Below are 15,079 nucleotides of genomic sequence, written 5' to 3' on the forward strand. Positions count from 1 at the left end.
TGGTTCTCCCGCTTGCGGGCGCGCAGGCTTTGGGCCTACCGGCTGTAGCGGCTTCCCGAATCCGCTGTAATGCTCGCTCTGATTTCTGACTGACTAGAGAGGGCTCGCCCATGACCAAAACGTCGCTGGATAAATCGAAGATCAAGTTCCTGCTGCTCGAAGGCATCCATCCTTCCGCACTCGAAGTGCTGCGCAATGCGGGCTACACCAATGTGGAGACCGTGACGGGCGCGCTGGAAGGCGAGGAGCTCAAGCGCAAGATCGCCGACGTGCACTTCGTCGGCATCCGTTCGCGCACGCAGCTGACGGCCGACGTGTTTGCCGCCGCGCAAAAGCTCGTGGCCGTGGGCTGCTTTTGCATCGGCACCAACCAGGTGGACCTGGACGCGGCGCGCGAGCGCGGCGTGGTGGTCTTCAACGCGCCTTACTCCAACACGCGCTCGGTGGCCGAGCTGGTGCTGGCCGAAGCCATCCTGCTGCTGCGCGGCGTGCCTGCCAAGAACGCCTCCGCCCACCGCGGCGGCTGGCTCAAGAGCGCCGAGAATTCCTACGAAATCCGCGGCAAGACGCTGGGCATCGTGGGCTACGGCTCCATCGGCACCCAGCTGTCGGTGATGGCCGAGTCGGTGGGCATGCAGGTGCTCTTCCATGACGTGTCCACCAAGCTGCCGCTGGGCAATGCGCGCCAGGCCGCATCGCTGGCCGATCTGCTGGCCGGCAGCGACATCGTCACCCTGCACGTGCCCGAGCTGCCCTCCACCCAGTGGATGATCGGCGCCAAGGAAATCGCGGCCATGAAGCCCGGCGCCATCCTGATCAATGCCTCGCGCGGCACCGTGGTGGAAATCGAGCCGCTGGCCGAGGCCCTGAAGGCCGGCAAGCTGCTGGGCGCCGCCATCGATGTGTTCCCCACCGAGCCGCGCAGCAACAAGGATGAATTCGTCTCGCCCCTGCGCGGCCTGGACAACGTCATCCTGACCCCGCACGTGGGCGGCTCCACCATGGAAGCCCAGGCCAACATCGGCCTGGAAGTGGCCGAGAAGCTGGTCAAGTACAGCGACAACGGCACCACCACCTCGGCGGTGAACTTCCCCGAAGTGGCCCTGCCCGCCCACCCCGGCCAGAACCGCATCCTGCACGTGCACCACAACCAGCCCGGCGTGCTGTCGGCCATCAACCAGGTGTTTGCCGAGAACGGCATCAACATCGCCGGCCAGTACCTGCGCACCGACGAGAAGGTGGGCTATGTGGTGATCGACCTGGCGGCCCAGTCCTCGGGCCTGGCCGTGGAAAAGCTGACCCAGGTTCCGGGCACCATCCGCTGCCGCGTGCTGTTCTGATGGCCAGGTTTCAGGAAGCTGCGCTTGGGCGCACTTCCTGAAACTGGCGCATTGCCGGGTCGCCCTATCTGCCCGGCTGCAGCAGCAGCCGCATCAGATCCGTGCGCGTGATCAGGCCGGTCAGCCGGCCTTCGCGCATCACGGGAATGCAGGGCACGCTGTGCCGGGCCAGGGCGTCCAGCAACTGGCCCACGGGCGTGTCTTCGTCCACGCTGAGTTCAGGCGCATGAACCAGCTGGGGCAGCTCCGACAGGCGGGGCGCGGCCCGGGTCTTGCCGGGCAGGCGCTGGCCCAGCCAGTTCAACAAAGAAGGTTTTGCCGCCGATTCGGCCGGGCGCACGGGGCTCATCCACAGCCACTCGTACAGCTCGGCACGGGAGACCGTGCCGGCCAGGCCGCCATCGGCGTCCAGCACCGGCAGGCTCTTGGCCGGGTGCGCGCGAAAGCGTGCGGCCACGGCGTGCACGTCGTCGTCCAAGGAGCAGCTCACGGGATCGCGCGTCATCAGCTGGGCGCAGCGCACGCCGCCCAGCCGGTGCTCGATGGCGGTTTCCTCGGCGGCGGCCAGCAGCTTGGCCAGGTCATCGGCTTCCAGGTTGTTTTCCTGGCCGAAGCGCAGCAGCAGCGCCTCCAGATCGGCATGGGACAGGCCCAGGCGCGAGGCATGGCGGTGGGCCGCATCGGCGGGCGCGGCCTTGGGCGCCGTGTCGGCATGGTGGGGATAGCGCCGGCCCGTGGCGCGGTGGAGCGCCGTGGCCGCCAGGACCAGCCCCAGTGTCAGTGCGCCCACGGGCAGGAAGGGCAGCATCCAGCCGGCGGCCAGCGAGGCCTTGGCGTTGAGCACCGTCAGCAGGGCCATGGCGCCACCTGGCGGGTGCAGCGAGCGCGTCAGCAGCATGCAGCCTATGGCGCCACCCACGGCCAGCGCAGGGGCCAACTGGGGCGGGCACCACTGCAGCACGAACAGGGCCCAGAGCGCCGACACCGTATTGCCCACCACGCAGGACCAGGGCTGGGCCAGCGGGCTGGTGGGCACGGCGAACAGCAGCACGGCCGTGGCGCCCAGCGGCGCGAACAGGCGCAGGGGAAGATCCCAGGTGCCCGCATGCGCCAGCCAGACCAGGGCCGTGGCCAGCCCCATGCCCACGATGGAGCCCATGGCCACGCGCCACATGTCCGCAGGCGCGGGGCGTGGCACCACCGGCCCCCATGCTTTTCTGTTCCAGCCCATGGCCTTGTTGTCTTTTTGTCTTTGCCTGCGCGGCCCCGGGGCAGTGCTGCAAAAGCGCGTCATTTTAGGAAGGGACGCCGCTCTTGCTGGCAGCATGGGCTTTGCACTGCCTTGGTGCAAACCTGGAAGATTCAGTCCACCACGGACTGGTACACGCCCTCGCGCATCACCCAGCGGTAGGGAATGCGCTGGGCCATGGACTGCATCATGAGGATGGCGAACAAATCCTCCTTCGGGTCCACCCAGAAGAAGGTGCCGTAGATGCCGCTCCATGAAAAGTCGCCCACGCTGCCCGGCAGCGGGTTGAGGCCGGGCGCCGTGCGCACCGCAAAGCCCAGGCCGAAGCCCTGGCCCACCTCGGGCGAGGGCAGCTGGGCGCCGAAATACGCCATGTCCGGCCCCATGCGCACGCTGGCGGGCAGGTGGTTGGTGGTCATCAGCTCCACGGTCTTGCGAGAGACCAGGCGCACGCCGTCCAGCGTGCCGCCGTTGCACCAGAACAGGCACAGCCGCGCATAGTCGGCCATGGTCGAGACCATGCCGCCGCCGCCCGACTCGAACATCATGGCGCGCGTGACCGGGGGGATGGGCGGCATCTGTTTCTGCGGCCCTTCGGGCTGGGGCCGGGCGGCCCGTGCAATCTCGCTGTCGGGCGCATGAAAGCCCGTGTCGGCCATGCCCAGCGGTCCGGTGATGTGCTCGCGCACGAAGGCGGCCAGCGTCTGGCCGCTGACCACCTCGACCACGCGGCCCAGCACGTCGGTGGACATGCCGTATTCCCAGGTCTCGCCGGGCTGGGCCACCAGCGGCAGCTGCGCGAGCTTGGTGATGAACTGCGCATTGGTGAACTTGCCGCTGAACAGGCCCGCATCCAGGTACATCTTCTTGACGGGGTGCTCGGTGCCGGCGAATCCGTAGGGAATGCCGGAGGTGTGGCGCAGCAGGTCCTGCAGCGTGATGGAGCGTGCCAGCGGCGCGCGCTCCAGGCCCACGCGCAGCGCGGCCAGCTCGGGCAGGTACTGCTCCACAGGCTCGATGATGGACAGCCGCCCCTGCTCGGCCAGCATCATGATGGCCAGCGAGGTGATGGGCTTGCTCATGGAGGCGATGCGGAAGATGGCATCGGGCCGCATGGCCGTGCCGGCCTCGGGGTCCAGCAGGCCGAAGCTCTCCAGGTAGGCCAGCTTGCCGCGCCGCGCCACCAGGGCCACGGCGCCCGGGATCTCGCCGGTGTCCACGCCGCGCTGCAGCCGGGCCGACAGGCGCGTCAGGCGCGCGCTGCCCAGGCCCACGGTTTCAGGGGAGTCGGCCCAGGGCAGGCCGGGGATGTGCAGGCGGTCGGTGCTGGCGGTCATGGAGTCTCCTGTGGTGTGCGCCGATTGTTCCGGCAGATGGCCTGGTGCGCTGTTGGCTGCGGGACAGCGGCGTGCGGGTGCAGCGGGCATGCCGCCGCTAAACTGGCCCGCAGGAGACAACGACACCATGAAGCAGATCATTCTGGCCGCCGCAGCCTGCGCGGCCGCCGCCTTTGCCATGCCGGCCAGCGCCGCCTATCCCGACAAGCCCATCCGTCTGGTCGTGCCCTTCCCGCCCGGGCAGGCCACGGACATCTTTGCACGCGCGCTGGCTGAAAAGCTCGCCCAGAAGCTGGGCCAGCCGCTGGTGGTGGAGAACAAGGCCGGGGCCGGCAGCAACATCGGCAGCGAGCAGGTGGTGCGCAGCCCGGCCGACGGCTACACGCTGCTCGTGGCCGGCAGCGCCATGGCCGTGAACCAGACGCTGTACAAGAAGGTGAATTTCGACCCGCGCACCGACCTGGTGGGCATCACGCTGATCGCCAAGGTGCCGCTGGTGTTCCTGGCGCACCCGGGTGCGGGCATCCAATCCATGAAAGATCTGGTGGACAAGGCGCGTGCCGAGCCGGGCCGCTGGAACTACGCCAGCGCCGGCATCGGCGGCACCCAGCACCTGAGCGCCGAGATGGTCAAGGCGCGCGCCAAGATACAGATAGAGCACATCCCCTACAAGGGCAGCGGCCCCGCGCAGGCGGACTTCGTAGGCGGACAGGTGCCGCTGATGGTGGATTCGGTGACGGCCGCCCTGCCCAATATCCAGGCGGGCAAGGCGGTGCCGCTGGGTGTGACCTCCAGCGCCCGCTCCAGCCAGCTGCCCGAGGTGCCGGCCATTGCCGAATCGGGCCTGCCCGAGTTCCGGGGCTTCGAGGCCGTGGGCTGGCTGGGCCTGATGGCCCCCAAGGGTACGCCGCAGGAAGTGATCGACCGGCTCAACCGCGAGGCCGTGGCCATCCTGCGCAGCCCCGACATGCGCAAGTTCATCAGCGACCGTGGCTCGGAAGCCGCACCCACCACGCCCCGCGAGATGGATGCCTTCGTGGCCTCCGAGATCACGCAGTGGGGCCAGGCCGTGCGCCAGTCGGGCGCCTCGGTGGATTGAGGCAGGCGCCCCCCGGAGCGCGTGGGGCGCCCGCTGCGGCCGGTCAGGCCAGCTTGGCCTTGAGCAGCTCGTTGACCTGCGCCGGGTTGGCCTTGCCCTTGGAAGCCTTCATGACCTGGCCGACCAGGGCGTTGAAGGCCTTATCCTTGCCTGCGCGGTACTGCTCCACGTTGGCCGGGTTGGCGGCGATCACCTCGTCGATGATCTTCTCCATGGCGCCCGTGTCGTTCATCTGCTTGAGGCCCTTGGCCTCGATGATGGCATCGACATCGCTGCCTTCACCGCTCCACAGCGCCTCGAAGACCTGCTTGGCGGCGTTGTTGGAGATGGTGCCGTCGCCGATGCGTTTGATCAGCGCGGCCAGCTGGGCGCTGGAGACCTTGGCGGCCTCCATGCCGATTTCCTCGGTGTTCAGGCGGCGCGAGATCTCGCCCATGATCCAGTTGCTGGCCAGCTTGGGCGCATTGCAGGCCCGGGCCGTATCCTCGAAGTAGGCGGCCATGGCCTGGCTTTGCGTCAGCGTGGTGGCGTCGTACTCGGGCAGGGCGTACTGCTCGACAAAGCGCGCGGCCATGGCGCGCGGCAGCTCGGGCATGTCGGCCCTGACCTGTTCCACCCACTCGGGCGCGACCACCAGCGGCGGCAGGTCCGGGTCGGGGAAGTAGCGGTAGTCGGCCGCGTCTTCCTTGGTGCGCATGGAGCGCGTCTCGCCCGTGTCGGGGTCGAACAGCACGGTGGCCTGCTGGATGCGGCGGCCGTCCTCGATTTCCTCGATCTGCCAGCGGATCTCGTAGTCGATGGCCAGCTGCATGTTCTTGAAGCTGTTCAGGTTCTTGATCTCGCGGCGCGTGCCCAGCGGCTGGCCGGGCTTGCGCACGGAGACGTTGGCGTCGCAGCGGAAGCTGCCTTCCTGCATGTTGCCGTCGCAGATGCCGATCCAGGTCACGATCTGGTGCAGCGTCTTGGCGTAGGCCACGGCTTCTTCCGTGCTGCGGATGTCGGGTTCGGTCACGATCTCCAGCAGCGGCGTGCCGGCGCGGTTCAGATCGATGCCCGACTGGCCGATGAAGTCCTCGTGCAGCGACTTGCCGGCGTCTTCCTCCAGGTGGGCGCGCACCAGGCGGATGGTCTTCTTCTCGTCGCCGAGGAAGAAGGACACTTCGCCGCCCTGGACCACGGGAATCTCGAACTGCGAGATCTGGTAGCCCTTGGGCAGGTCGGGGTAGAAGTAGTTCTTGCGCGCGAAGATGCTGCGCGGCGCAATGTGCGAGCCCAGCGCCAGGCCGAGCCGGATGGCGCACTCGACGGCCTTTTTGTTCATCACCGGCAGCGTGCCGGGCAGCGCCATGTCCACGGCGCAGGCCTGGGTGTTGGGCTCGGCGCCGAAGGCGGTGCTGGCGCGGCTGAAGATCTTGGACTGGGTGGCCAGCTGGGCGTGGGTCTCGAAGCCGATGACGACTTCATAGCCCTGGATGAGTTTCGCGGTCATGGGGTCTCAGATGCCCTTCGGAGCTTGAAGGTGAAAGTCGGTGGCCTGCTGGAAGCGGTGGGCGGCGTTGAGCAGCTGGCCTTCCTTGAAGTAGTTGCCGATCAGCTGCAGGCCCACGGGCATGCCGGCCTCGCCAAAGCCTGCGGGCACGCTCATGCCGGGCAGGCCGGCCAGCGATGCGGGCAGCGTGAAGATGTCGGCCAGGTAGTTGGCCAGCGGGTCGCTCTTTCCGCCCAGCTGCCAGGCCACGGTGGGCGCGGCGGGGCCGGCGATCACGTCGCACTGCTGGAAGGCGGCCTGGAAGTCGTCGGCGATCATGCGGCGGATCTTCTGCGCCTGCAGGTAGTAGGCGTCGTAGTAGCCCTCGGACAGCACATAGGCGCCGATCATGATGCGGCGCTTGACCTCGTCGCCGAAGCCTTCGGCACGGGTCTTCTTGTACATGTCCACCAGGTCCGTGTAGTTCTTGGCGCGGTGGCCGAACTTCACGCCATCGAAGCGCGACAGGTTGGACGATGCCTCGGCCGGGGCCAGGATGTAATACACGGGAATCGACAGCTCGGTGCGTGGCAGCGAGATGGGCACCAGGCGGGCGCCCAGCTTCTCGTATTCCTTGAGCGCGCCATCCACGGCGGCGCGCACGTCGGCCGACAGGCCTTCGCCGAAGAACTCGGCGGGGATGCCGATGCGCAGGCCTTCGATGCCGTCGTTCAGGCGGGTCGTGAAGTCCTCGGCGGGCACGTCCAGGCTGGTGGAGTCGCGGTCCAGGTCGGGGCCGCACATCTCGGACAGCAGCAGGGCGCAGTCCTCGGCGCTCTTGCCCATGGGACCGGCCTGGTCCAGGCTGGAGGCGAAGGCGATCATGCCGTAGCGGCTGGCGCGGCCATAGGTGGGCTTGATGCCCGTGATGCCGCAAAACGATGCGGGCTGGCGGATGGAGCCGCCCGTGTCGGTGCCGGTGACGGCGGGCGCCAGGCCGGCGGCCACGGCCACGGCCGAGCCGCCCGAGGAGCCGCCGGGCACGCGGTCCGTGTTCCAGGGGTTGCGCACGGGCGCGGGGGCGTCGAAGCCCACGGGCGCGATGGCCGAGTTCTCGTTGGCCGAGCCCATGGCGAATTCATCGCAGTTGAGCTTGCCCAGCGTCACGGCGCCGGCCTCGGCCAGGCGCGTCACCACGGTGGCGTCGAAGGGCGAGCGGTAGCCGGCCAGCATCTTGCTGGAGGCCGTGGTCGGGAAGTCGCGCGTGACGAAGATGTCCTTGTGCGCAATGGGCACGCCAGCCAGGCGGCCGCCCTTGCCCTGGGCAATCAGGGCGTCGGCAGCGCGGGCCTGGGCCAGGGTGGCCTCTTCGTCGATGCTGACGAAGGCGCCCAGGTTCTGGTGCGCCTGGGCGCGGGCCAGGAAATGCTGGGCGGCTTCGACGGCGCCGAGCTTGCGCTCGCGCAGCAGGGCCGACAGGGCCGACACGCCGAGCGTGTGCAGATCAGTGGTTTGCTGGGTCATGTATGGGGTGCGGAAAACGGGGACGGATGCCAGTGACGAGGGCGCGCGGCGCTTACTCGATCACCTTGGGGACCAGGAACAGGCCGCGCTCGACGGCCGGTGCGCTGCGCTGGTTGGCGTCGCGCTGGTCGGGCTCGCTGGCAATGTCCTCGCGAAGACGCAGGGCAATGTCCTGGATGGCGGCGACCGGATGTGACAGCGGGCTGACGCCTGAAGTATCCACAGCCTGCATCTTCTCCACGATGCCGAAAAAATCATTGAGCTGGCCTAGCATGCGCTCACTCTCGGTGGAGGAGAGCTCAAGTCGTGCCAGGTTCGCGATGCGTGCGATGTCTTGTGCGTTCAGTGCCATAGGATTTTTGAAGGGGGCAACGGGATGTAAACCCGTATTTCAAGCCCCGGCAGTAGAAGTTATTCACAGGGGATACGGTATTATCTCGGCTTTGCCGCAATACCCTCTCCGAGCCGGTCATTGTGCGAAAAGCCAACCCCATCCAGACTCCCTAACTTTCATCCCGGCGATGGCAGGCCGACGAGCATGCCGTGCCTGAGAGGACTCTCGTAATGTTCGGAGCTTTCCGTCGGTATTTCTCCACCGACCTTGCCATTGATCTTGGCACAGCCAACACCCTGATTTTCGCCCGCGACAAGGGCATTGTTCTGGACGAACCCTCCGTTGTCGCGATCCGCCACGAAGGCGGGCCGCACGGCAAGAAGGTGATCCAGGCGGTGGGCCGCGAGGCCAAGGCCATGCTGGGCAAGGTGCCCGGCAACATCGAGGCCATCCGCCCGATGAAGGACGGCGTGATTGCCGACTTCGTCATCACGGAGCAGATGATCAAGCAGTTCATCAAGATGGTGCATCCGCGCTCGGTGCTCACGCCCAGCCCGCGCATCATCATCTGCGTGCCCTGCGGCTCCACCCAGGTCGAGCGCCGCGCCATCAAGGACGCGGCCGAGGCGGCAGGCGCCACCTCCGTCTACCTGATCGAGGAACCCATGGCTGCCGGCATCGGCGCCGGCCTGCCGGTGTCCGAGGCTTCGGGCTCGATGGTGGTGGACATCGGTGGCGGCACCACCGAAGTCGGCGTGATCTCGCTGGGCGGCATGGTCTACAAGGGCTCCGTGCGCGTGGGCGGCGACAAGTTCGACGAAGCCATCATCAGCTACATCCGCCGCAACTACGGCATGCTGATCGGCGAGCCCACGGCCGAGTCCATCAAGAAGAACATCGGCTCGGCCTTCCCCGGCTCCGAAGTCAAGGAGATGGAAGTCAAGGGCCGCAACCTCTCCGAAGGCGTGCCGCGCAGCTTCACCATCTCGTCCAACGAGGTGCTGGAAGCCCTGACCGATCCGCTCAACCAGATCGTCAGCGCCGTCAAGAACGCGCTGGAGCAGACACCGCCCGAGCTGGGCGCCGACATTGCCGAGCGCGGCATGATGCTCACCGGCGGCGGCGCGCTGCTGCGTGACCTGGACCGCCTGCTGGCCGAAGAAACCGGCCTGCCCGTGCTGGTGGCCGAAGAGCCGCTGACCTGCGTGGTGCGCGGCTGCGGCATGGCGCTGGAGACCATGGACCGCCAGGGCAGCATCTTCACCAGCGACTGATGCGGCGCAGGCCGGGGCCCGTTGTCGCGGGCCCGGGGCCTCAGCCGTCTGACTGCAACGATTTTTCTCCCCCTTCCGTGGTGACCTGCATGCTTGCCCTGCCTTCCTTCGCACCGGGACCGGCCCGTGCTTTCCAGGCTGCAGCAAGTGCGGCAGGGCAGGCCCTGCCACGCGGGAGGGCGGCATGAATCCCAATACCCTGGACCACTCGGCGCCCTCGCTGTTCAAGCGGCGGCCCTCGCGGGTCTCGCAACTGGCCCTGTACAGCGCCCTGGCGCTGTTTCTGATGGTGGCCGATGCGCGTTTCAGGATCACCGATCCCGTGCGCGTGGCCGTGGCCACCGTGCTGTACCCCGTGCAATGGGTGATGCTCAAGCCGGTGCAGGCCGTGCACGACGCCAGCCGCTACCTGGGCTCGCTGGACGATGCCCAGGCCCGCGAACAGGCCGCGCGCAAGGAACTGGTGGCCATGGCCCAGCGTGCATCGCTGGCCGACGAGCTGATCCAGGAAAACGACCACCTGCGCGAGCTGCTGCAGCTGCGCGATCGCCTCACCACGCCCGGCACCGCTGCCGAGGTGGTCTACGACAGCCCCGACCTCTATACGCGCCGCGTGGTCATCGACCGCGGCCAGGTGGATGGCATCGACCAGGGCTCGCCCGTGCTCGATGAAAAGGGCGTGGTCGGCCAGGTCACGCGCGTGTATCCGCTGCGTGCCGAAGTCACCCTGCTCATCGACCGCGACCAGGCCATTCCCGTCTTCAACCCGCGCACCGGCGCGCGCAGCGTGGCCTATGGCGATCCGTCGCCGCTGCGCACTGGCGGCATCGAGCTGCGCTTCATGCCCAGCAATGCCGATGTCCAGGAAGGCGACCTGCTGACCACCAGCGGCGTCGATGGCCTGTACCCGCCGGGCCTGCCCGTGGCCAAGGTGGTCTCGGTGGAGCGCCGCGCCGACTCGGCCTTCTCGCGCATCTACTGCGAGCCCGTGGGCCGCGTGCAGGGCGTGCGCCACGTGGTGGTGCTCAAGCCGCTGGACCGCGCCACCCACCCCGAGGCGGAAGGCGCCGCAGAACCCCTGCGCGCCGGCAAGGGCAAGGAAAAAGACAAGGGCAAGGAAAAAGACAAGGCCAAGGACGGCAAGGGCAAGGAAGCCTCCAAGGACGGCGGCAAGGCCGGCAAGACAGATGCGCCGGCCACGCCTGCCGCACCCGCTGCTCCCGCCGCACCCGCCTCCGCCAGGAAGGAGCCCGCATGATCATGCCGCGCGGCCAGCAACTGCTGCTGCCGGTCAACCCCCTGTTCATCGTCGTCAGCCTGCTGGCGGCGCTGGCACTCAACATGCTGCCGCTGGGCCGCCAGGCCTGGCAGCCCGACCTGCTGATGGTGCTGCTGGCCTTCTGGGCGCTGAACCAGCCCCAGCGCGTGGGCATGGGCGTGGCCTTTTTGCTGGGCCTGTGCATGGATGTGGACCGCTCCTCCCTGCTGGGCCAGCATGCTCTGGCCTATGCGCTGCTGGTGTTCGCGGCCGGCGCCATGGGCCGGCGCCTGTCCTGGTTCTCCACGCCCGTGCAGGCGCTGCACCTGCTGCCCCTGTTCGCCGTCGTGCACGGCCTGCAGGTGCTGCTGCGCATGGTGGCCGGCGGCATCGTGCCCGGCCCGCTGGTAGTGGTGGCTCCCTTGATCGAGGCCCTGCTGTGGCCCCTGGTCAGCGGCCTGCTGCTGGCGCCGCAGCGCCGCCCGCCGGACAGTGACGAGAACCGTCCCCTGTGAGGCTTGACGCGTGATGGAAATCCGCAATACAGAAGCCGAGCTGCAGCGATTCAGGCTGCGCGCATGGGTGATGAGCGTGGTGGTGCTGCTGGCCTTCGGGCTGGTGGTGGCTCGCTTGCTGGTGCTGCAGGTGCAGCGCCATGAGGAGCTGGCCGAGCGCGCCGAAAGCAATCGCACGGCCGTGGTGCCCATCGTGCCCAACCGGGGCCAGATCCTGGACCGCAACGGCGTGGTGCTGGCCACCAACTACTCGGCCTATACGCTGGAGATCATGCCCTCGCGCGCGGGCAACCTTGAAGAGACCATCGACGGCCTGGCCGAGATCGTCGAGATCACGCCGCGCGACCGGCGCAAGTTCAAGCGCCTGGTGGATGATTCCCGCAGCTTCGACTCCCTGCCCATCCGCACGCGCCTGACCGATGACGAGGTCGCGCGCTTCGCCGCGCAGCGCTACCGCTTCCCGGGCGTGGACATCAAGGCGCGGCTGTTCCGCACCTACCCCATGCAGGAAACGGCCAGCCACGTCATCGGCTACATAGGCCGCATCAACCAGCGCGAGAAGGAAGCACTGGAAGACTCCGACGACGCCGCCAACTACCGGGGCACCGACGTCATCGGCAAGCTGGGCGTGGAGCAGAGCTACGAAACCGACCTGCACGGCCAGACCGGCTGGGAAGAGATGGAAACCTCGGCCGGCGGCCATGCCGTGCGCAAGCTCGGCAGCCGCCCCGCCACGCCCGGCGACAGCCTGGTGCTGTCGCTGGACATCAAGCTGCAGCGCATGGTGGAGGAGCTGTACGGCGACCGCCGTGGCGCCCTGGTGGCCATCGATCCGCGCAGCGGCGAGCTGCTGGCCATGGTCAGCCGCCCGACCTTCGACCTGAATCTCTTCGTCGATGGCATCGACCAGGAAAGCTGGGCCGCGCTCAACGAATCCATCAACCGCCCGCTGCTCAACCGCGCGCTGCGGGGCACCTATCCGCCAGGCTCCACCTACAAGCCCTTCATGGCGATTGCCGCGCTGGAGTCGGGCAAGCGCCGCCCCGACACCACCATCATGGACAACGGCAGCTGGACCTTCGGCGGCCACACCTTCCGCTCGGGCCACCCCAACGGGCCGACCAACCTGCGCCGCTCCATCATCAAGTCGTCCAACGTGTACTACTACATGCTGGCCAACGACATGGGCGTGGACATGATCCACGACTACATGAAGCCGCTGGGCTTCGGCCAGATCACCGGCATCGACGTGCGCGGCGAGGCGCGCGGCGTGCTGCCCAGCACCGAGTGGAAGCGCAACACCTACAAGCGGCCCGAGCAGAAGAAGTGGTACGCGGGCGAGACCATCTCGCTGGGCATCGGCCAGGGCTACAACAACTTCACCATCCTGCAGCTGGCCAACGCCATGTCCACGCTGGCGGCCAAGGGCGTCAAGCACCGGCCCCACCTGGCCGTGGGACGTGTCGATGCCGTGACGCAGCAGTTCTCGGCCATCAACAAGGACCCCGGCACCAGCATGGGCTACAAGCCCGAGAACGTGGAAGCCGTGCGCGCCGCCGTGGCCGCCGTGACGGTGGAGGGCACCTCGCGCGGCATCTTCGGCAACGCGCCCTACACCTCCACCGGCAAGACCGGCACGGCCCAGGCCGTGGGCGTGCGCCAGAACGAGAAGTACAACGCCTCGCGCCTGTCCGAGTTCCAGCGCGACCACTCGCTGTACATCGCCTACGCGCCGGCCGACAACCCCACCATCGCCGTCGCCGTCATCGTGGAGAACGCCGGCTTTGGCGCCGCCGCCGCCGCGCCGCTGGCACGCCGCGTGTTCGACTACTGGCTGCTGGGCCGCTACCCCAGCCTGGAGGACATGGCCGCCATGCGCAAGGGCCAGGCCGGCGTGCCCATAGGCGCCCCGCGCCGCGTCTCCGAAATCACGCTGGACGCAGAAACCGTGAACCTGCCCGGCCTGCCGCGCTACGAGCCGCCCGAGGCATCAGTGCCCGTGGCATCCAACCGCGCTGCCGCGCTGCCGCCGCCGTCTGCTGGCGAGCTGGAGGATTGAGAAAGCAAAAGAGCCGGCATTGCCGGCTCTTTGTCTTCTTGAGCAGCCTGCGTGCGCAGGCCCAGGCCTCAATGCCCCATGCGTCCGATGAACGCCGCGATCCGCTCGCTGGCCGGGTTGCCGAAGAACTCGGCCGGTGGGGCCTCGTGGGCGATGCAGCCCTGGTCGAAGAACATCACGCGGTCGGCGACCTCGCGGGCGAAGCCCATTTCGTGGGTGACCACGATCATGGTCATGCCGCCGCGTGCCAGCTCGCGCATCACGTCCAGCACTTCCTGCACCATCTCCGGGTCCAGCGCGCTGGTGGGCTCGTCGAACAGCATCACCTGCGGCTCCATGGCCAGGGCGCGGGCAATGGCCACGCGCTGCTGCTGGCCGCCCGACAGCTGCCACGGGTACTTGTGGGCATGGGCCTGCATGCCCACGCGCTCCAGCAGGGCCATGGCCTTGGCATTGGCCTGGGCGCGCGGCGTTTTGTGGATGCGGCGCGGCGCCAGGGTCACGTTGTCCAGCACCGTCATGTGGCCGAACAGGTTGAACTGCTGGAACACCATGCCCACTTCGCAGCGCTGCTTTTGCAGCGTGGCTTCGTTGTCGGTGACTTCGACGCCATCGATGGTGATGCGCCCGCCATCATGCGGCTCCAGCCGGTTGATGGCGCGCAGCAGCGTGGACTTGCCCGAGCCCGAGGCGCCGATGATCACCGTCACCTCGCCCGTGCAGAACTGCGTGGAAACGCCCTTGAGCACCTGGTGGCTGCCGAAGGACTTGGTGACCTTCTCGGCCACGATGTAGGGCATGCCCCGTGCCAGCTTGTCGGCGCTCATTTGTGGCGGCCCTCCACGTCGAAGCGGTACTCCACGGCAGCCGTGACCTGGGTCACCAGCGTGGTCAGCACCAGGTAGGTCACGCCCACGGTGACCAGGGTCTCCACGGGCTGGAAGGTGGCCGACTGGATGCGGTTGCCCACATTGGTCAGCTCCACCACGCCGATGGCGTACGCCAGCGACGAATCCTTGAGCAGTGCCACGAAGTTGCTCACCAGCGGCGGCAGCGAGATCTTGAAGGCCTGCGGGAACACCACGTCCATGAAGACGCAGATGCGCGGCAGGCCCAGGGCGCGTGCGGCCTCGGCCTGGCCGCGCGGCACGGCCTGCAGGCCGGCGCGCACGGCTTCGGCGTTGTAGGCGCCCACGTTCAGCGCCAGTGCAATGCAGGCGGCTGCGAAGTCGGGCAGGTTCAGGCCCGGGATCAGCACCGGCAGCGCGAAGTAGATGAACAGGATCTGCACCAGCAGCGGCGTGCCGCGGATCGCCCAGACATAAAAGCCCGCGGCCCAGCGCAGGGCGGCCGTGCGCGAGGTGCGCGCCAGCGCGGCGGCGATGCCCAGCACCAGGCCGGCGGCGCCGCTGACCAGCGTCAGGTACAGCGTGGTGCGCGCGCCTTCGGCGAAGGTGTCGGCATTGGAGCCTATGGGCTCGGGCAGCAGGGACAGCAACTGCCCCAGCAGCGAAACCACGAGCACCATCAGCAGCAGGGCCGTGACCAGGGTGGCGTTGCTGCGCTGCGAGCGGCTCCAGTGGGCGGGCCAGAGGACGGTAAGCATAGGTGGGCTAGAAACA

Annotated in this window: 13 protein-coding genes; 6 read left to right on the forward strand and 7 right to left on the reverse strand. The window is 68.0% G+C overall.

Going from position 1 to position 15,079, the window contains the following annotated elements; genetic code table 11:
• Positions 1-110 precede the first annotated feature (110 nt).
• The gene (serA, locus tag IB269_RS26035; RefSeq protein WP_012202286.1) at positions 111-1,340 is read left to right on the forward strand and encodes a phosphoglycerate dehydrogenase; all 1,230 of its coding nucleotides are present in this window, start codon (positions 111-113) and stop codon (positions 1,338-1,340) included.
• 64 nt (positions 1,341-1,404) lie between these two features.
• On the opposite strand, the gene IB269_RS26040 is transcribed toward serA, so the two are convergent.
• Positions 1,405-2,541 (reverse strand): HPP family protein, encoded by a 1,137-nt coding sequence (locus IB269_RS26040; protein WP_318652183.1) that lies wholly within the window; start codon positions 2,539-2,541, stop codon positions 1,405-1,407.
• 161 nt (positions 2,542-2,702) lie between these two features.
• Entirely contained in the window at positions 2,703-3,926 is a 1,224-nt protein-coding gene (locus IB269_RS26045) for a serine hydrolase domain-containing protein (protein ID WP_192368700.1), read from the reverse strand.
• Between the two features lie 127 nt (positions 3,927-4,053).
• On the opposite strand from IB269_RS26045, the gene IB269_RS26050 reads away from it, so the two are divergent.
• Complete coding sequence (locus IB269_RS26050; RefSeq protein ID WP_192368701.1) at positions 4,054-5,025, forward strand: tripartite tricarboxylate transporter substrate binding protein; 972 nt, start codon at positions 4,054-4,056, stop codon at positions 5,023-5,025.
• Between the two features lie 43 nt (positions 5,026-5,068).
• Here the strand turns inward: IB269_RS26050 and gatB are convergent, their stop codons facing one another.
• The 3 genes from gatB to gatC are packed head-to-tail and all read right to left on the reverse strand — an operon-like array spanning position 5,069 to position 8,369.
• Complete coding sequence (gene gatB / locus IB269_RS26055) at positions 5,069-6,514, reverse strand: Asp-tRNA(Asn)/Glu-tRNA(Gln) amidotransferase subunit GatB (RefSeq protein WP_043821864.1); 1,446 nt, start codon at positions 6,512-6,514, stop codon at positions 5,069-5,071.
• 6 nt (positions 6,515-6,520) lie between these two features.
• A complete protein-coding gene (gene gatA, locus IB269_RS26060) occupies positions 6,521-8,017 on the reverse strand; it encodes an Asp-tRNA(Asn)/Glu-tRNA(Gln) amidotransferase subunit GatA (RefSeq protein ID WP_192368702.1) in 1,497 nt (498 codons plus the stop codon).
• Positions 8,018-8,069: 52 nt separating this feature from the next.
• A complete protein-coding gene (gatC, locus tag IB269_RS26065; RefSeq protein ID WP_012202292.1) occupies positions 8,070-8,369 on the reverse strand; it encodes an Asp-tRNA(Asn)/Glu-tRNA(Gln) amidotransferase subunit GatC in 300 nt (99 codons plus the stop codon).
• 212 nt (positions 8,370-8,581) lie between these two features.
• Here gatC and IB269_RS26070 point away from each other — a divergent pair, with 212 nt between their 5' ends.
• From IB269_RS26070 to mrdA, 4 genes are all read left to right on the forward strand, one after another.
• Complete coding sequence (locus tag IB269_RS26070) at positions 8,582-9,625, forward strand: rod shape-determining protein (RefSeq protein WP_012202293.1); 1,044 nt, start codon at positions 8,582-8,584, stop codon at positions 9,623-9,625.
• A 184-nt stretch (positions 9,626-9,809) separates the two neighbouring features.
• Positions 9,810-10,883, forward strand: a complete 1,074-nt coding sequence (gene mreC / locus IB269_RS26075; RefSeq protein WP_043821860.1) for a rod shape-determining protein MreC — start codon at positions 9,810-9,812, stop codon at positions 10,881-10,883.
• Positions 10,880-11,398, forward strand: coding sequence for a rod shape-determining protein MreD (mreD, locus tag IB269_RS26080; protein ID WP_013800223.1), 519 nt, complete (start codon positions 10,880-10,882; stop codon positions 11,396-11,398). The genes mreC and mreD overlap by 4 nt, the downstream gene beginning before the upstream one ends.
• 13 nt (positions 11,399-11,411) lie before the next feature.
• Positions 11,412-13,457 carry a penicillin-binding protein 2 gene (mrdA, locus tag IB269_RS26085; RefSeq protein ID WP_192368703.1) on the forward strand — a complete coding sequence of 682 codons (2,046 nt, stop codon included), beginning with the start codon at positions 11,412-11,414 and terminating at the stop codon, positions 13,455-13,457.
• Positions 13,458-13,525: 68 nt separating this feature from the next.
• Here the strand turns inward: mrdA and IB269_RS26090 are convergent, their stop codons facing one another.
• Positions 13,526-14,284, reverse strand: coding sequence for an amino acid ABC transporter ATP-binding protein (locus IB269_RS26090; RefSeq protein WP_012202297.1), 759 nt, complete (start codon positions 14,282-14,284; stop codon positions 13,526-13,528).
• The gene (locus IB269_RS26095; protein ID WP_012202298.1) at positions 14,281-15,063 is read right to left on the reverse strand and encodes an amino acid ABC transporter permease; all 783 of its coding nucleotides are present in this window, start codon (positions 15,061-15,063) and stop codon (positions 14,281-14,283) included. Before IB269_RS26095 ends, IB269_RS26090 begins: the two co-directional genes overlap by 4 nt.
• Between the last annotated feature and the right edge of the window lie 16 nt (positions 15,064-15,079).

It is taken from the genome of Delftia sp. DLF01 (genome assembly GCF_014852125.1).
GTDB lineage: Bacteria > Pseudomonadota > Gammaproteobacteria > Burkholderiales > Burkholderiaceae_C > Comamonas > Comamonas acidovorans.

Coding starts and splice junctions, on each gene's coding strand:
- gatA (WP_192368702.1), bottom strand. CDS start 8,017: ATGACCCAGCAAACCACTGATCTGCACACGCTCGGCGTGTCGGCCCTG.
- gatC (WP_012202292.1), bottom strand. CDS start 8,369: ATGGCACTGAACGCACAAGACATCGCACGCATCGCGAACCTGGCACGA.
- IB269_RS26050 (WP_192368701.1), top strand. CDS start 4,054: ATGAAGCAGATCATTCTGGCCGCCGCAGCCTGCGCGGCCGCCGCCTTT.
- mrdA (WP_192368703.1), top strand. CDS start 11,412: ATGGAAATCCGCAATACAGAAGCCGAGCTGCAGCGATTCAGGCTGCGC.
- IB269_RS26045 (WP_192368700.1), bottom strand. CDS start 3,926: ATGACCGCCAGCACCGACCGCCTGCACATCCCCGGCCTGCCCTGGGCC.
- serA (WP_012202286.1), top strand. CDS start 111: ATGACCAAAACGTCGCTGGATAAATCGAAGATCAAGTTCCTGCTGCTC.
- IB269_RS26070 (WP_012202293.1), top strand. CDS start 8,582: ATGTTCGGAGCTTTCCGTCGGTATTTCTCCACCGACCTTGCCATTGAT.
- mreC (WP_043821860.1), top strand. CDS start 9,810: ATGAATCCCAATACCCTGGACCACTCGGCGCCCTCGCTGTTCAAGCGG.
- IB269_RS26095 (WP_012202298.1), bottom strand. CDS start 15,063: ATGCTTACCGTCCTCTGGCCCGCCCACTGGAGCCGCTCGCAGCGCAGC.
- IB269_RS26090 (WP_012202297.1), bottom strand. CDS start 14,284: ATGAGCGCCGACAAGCTGGCACGGGGCATGCCCTACATCGTGGCCGAG.
- mreD (WP_013800223.1), top strand. CDS start 10,880: ATGATCATGCCGCGCGGCCAGCAACTGCTGCTGCCGGTCAACCCCCTG.
- gatB (WP_043821864.1), bottom strand. CDS start 6,514: ATGACCGCGAAACTCATCCAGGGCTATGAAGTCGTCATCGGCTTCGAG.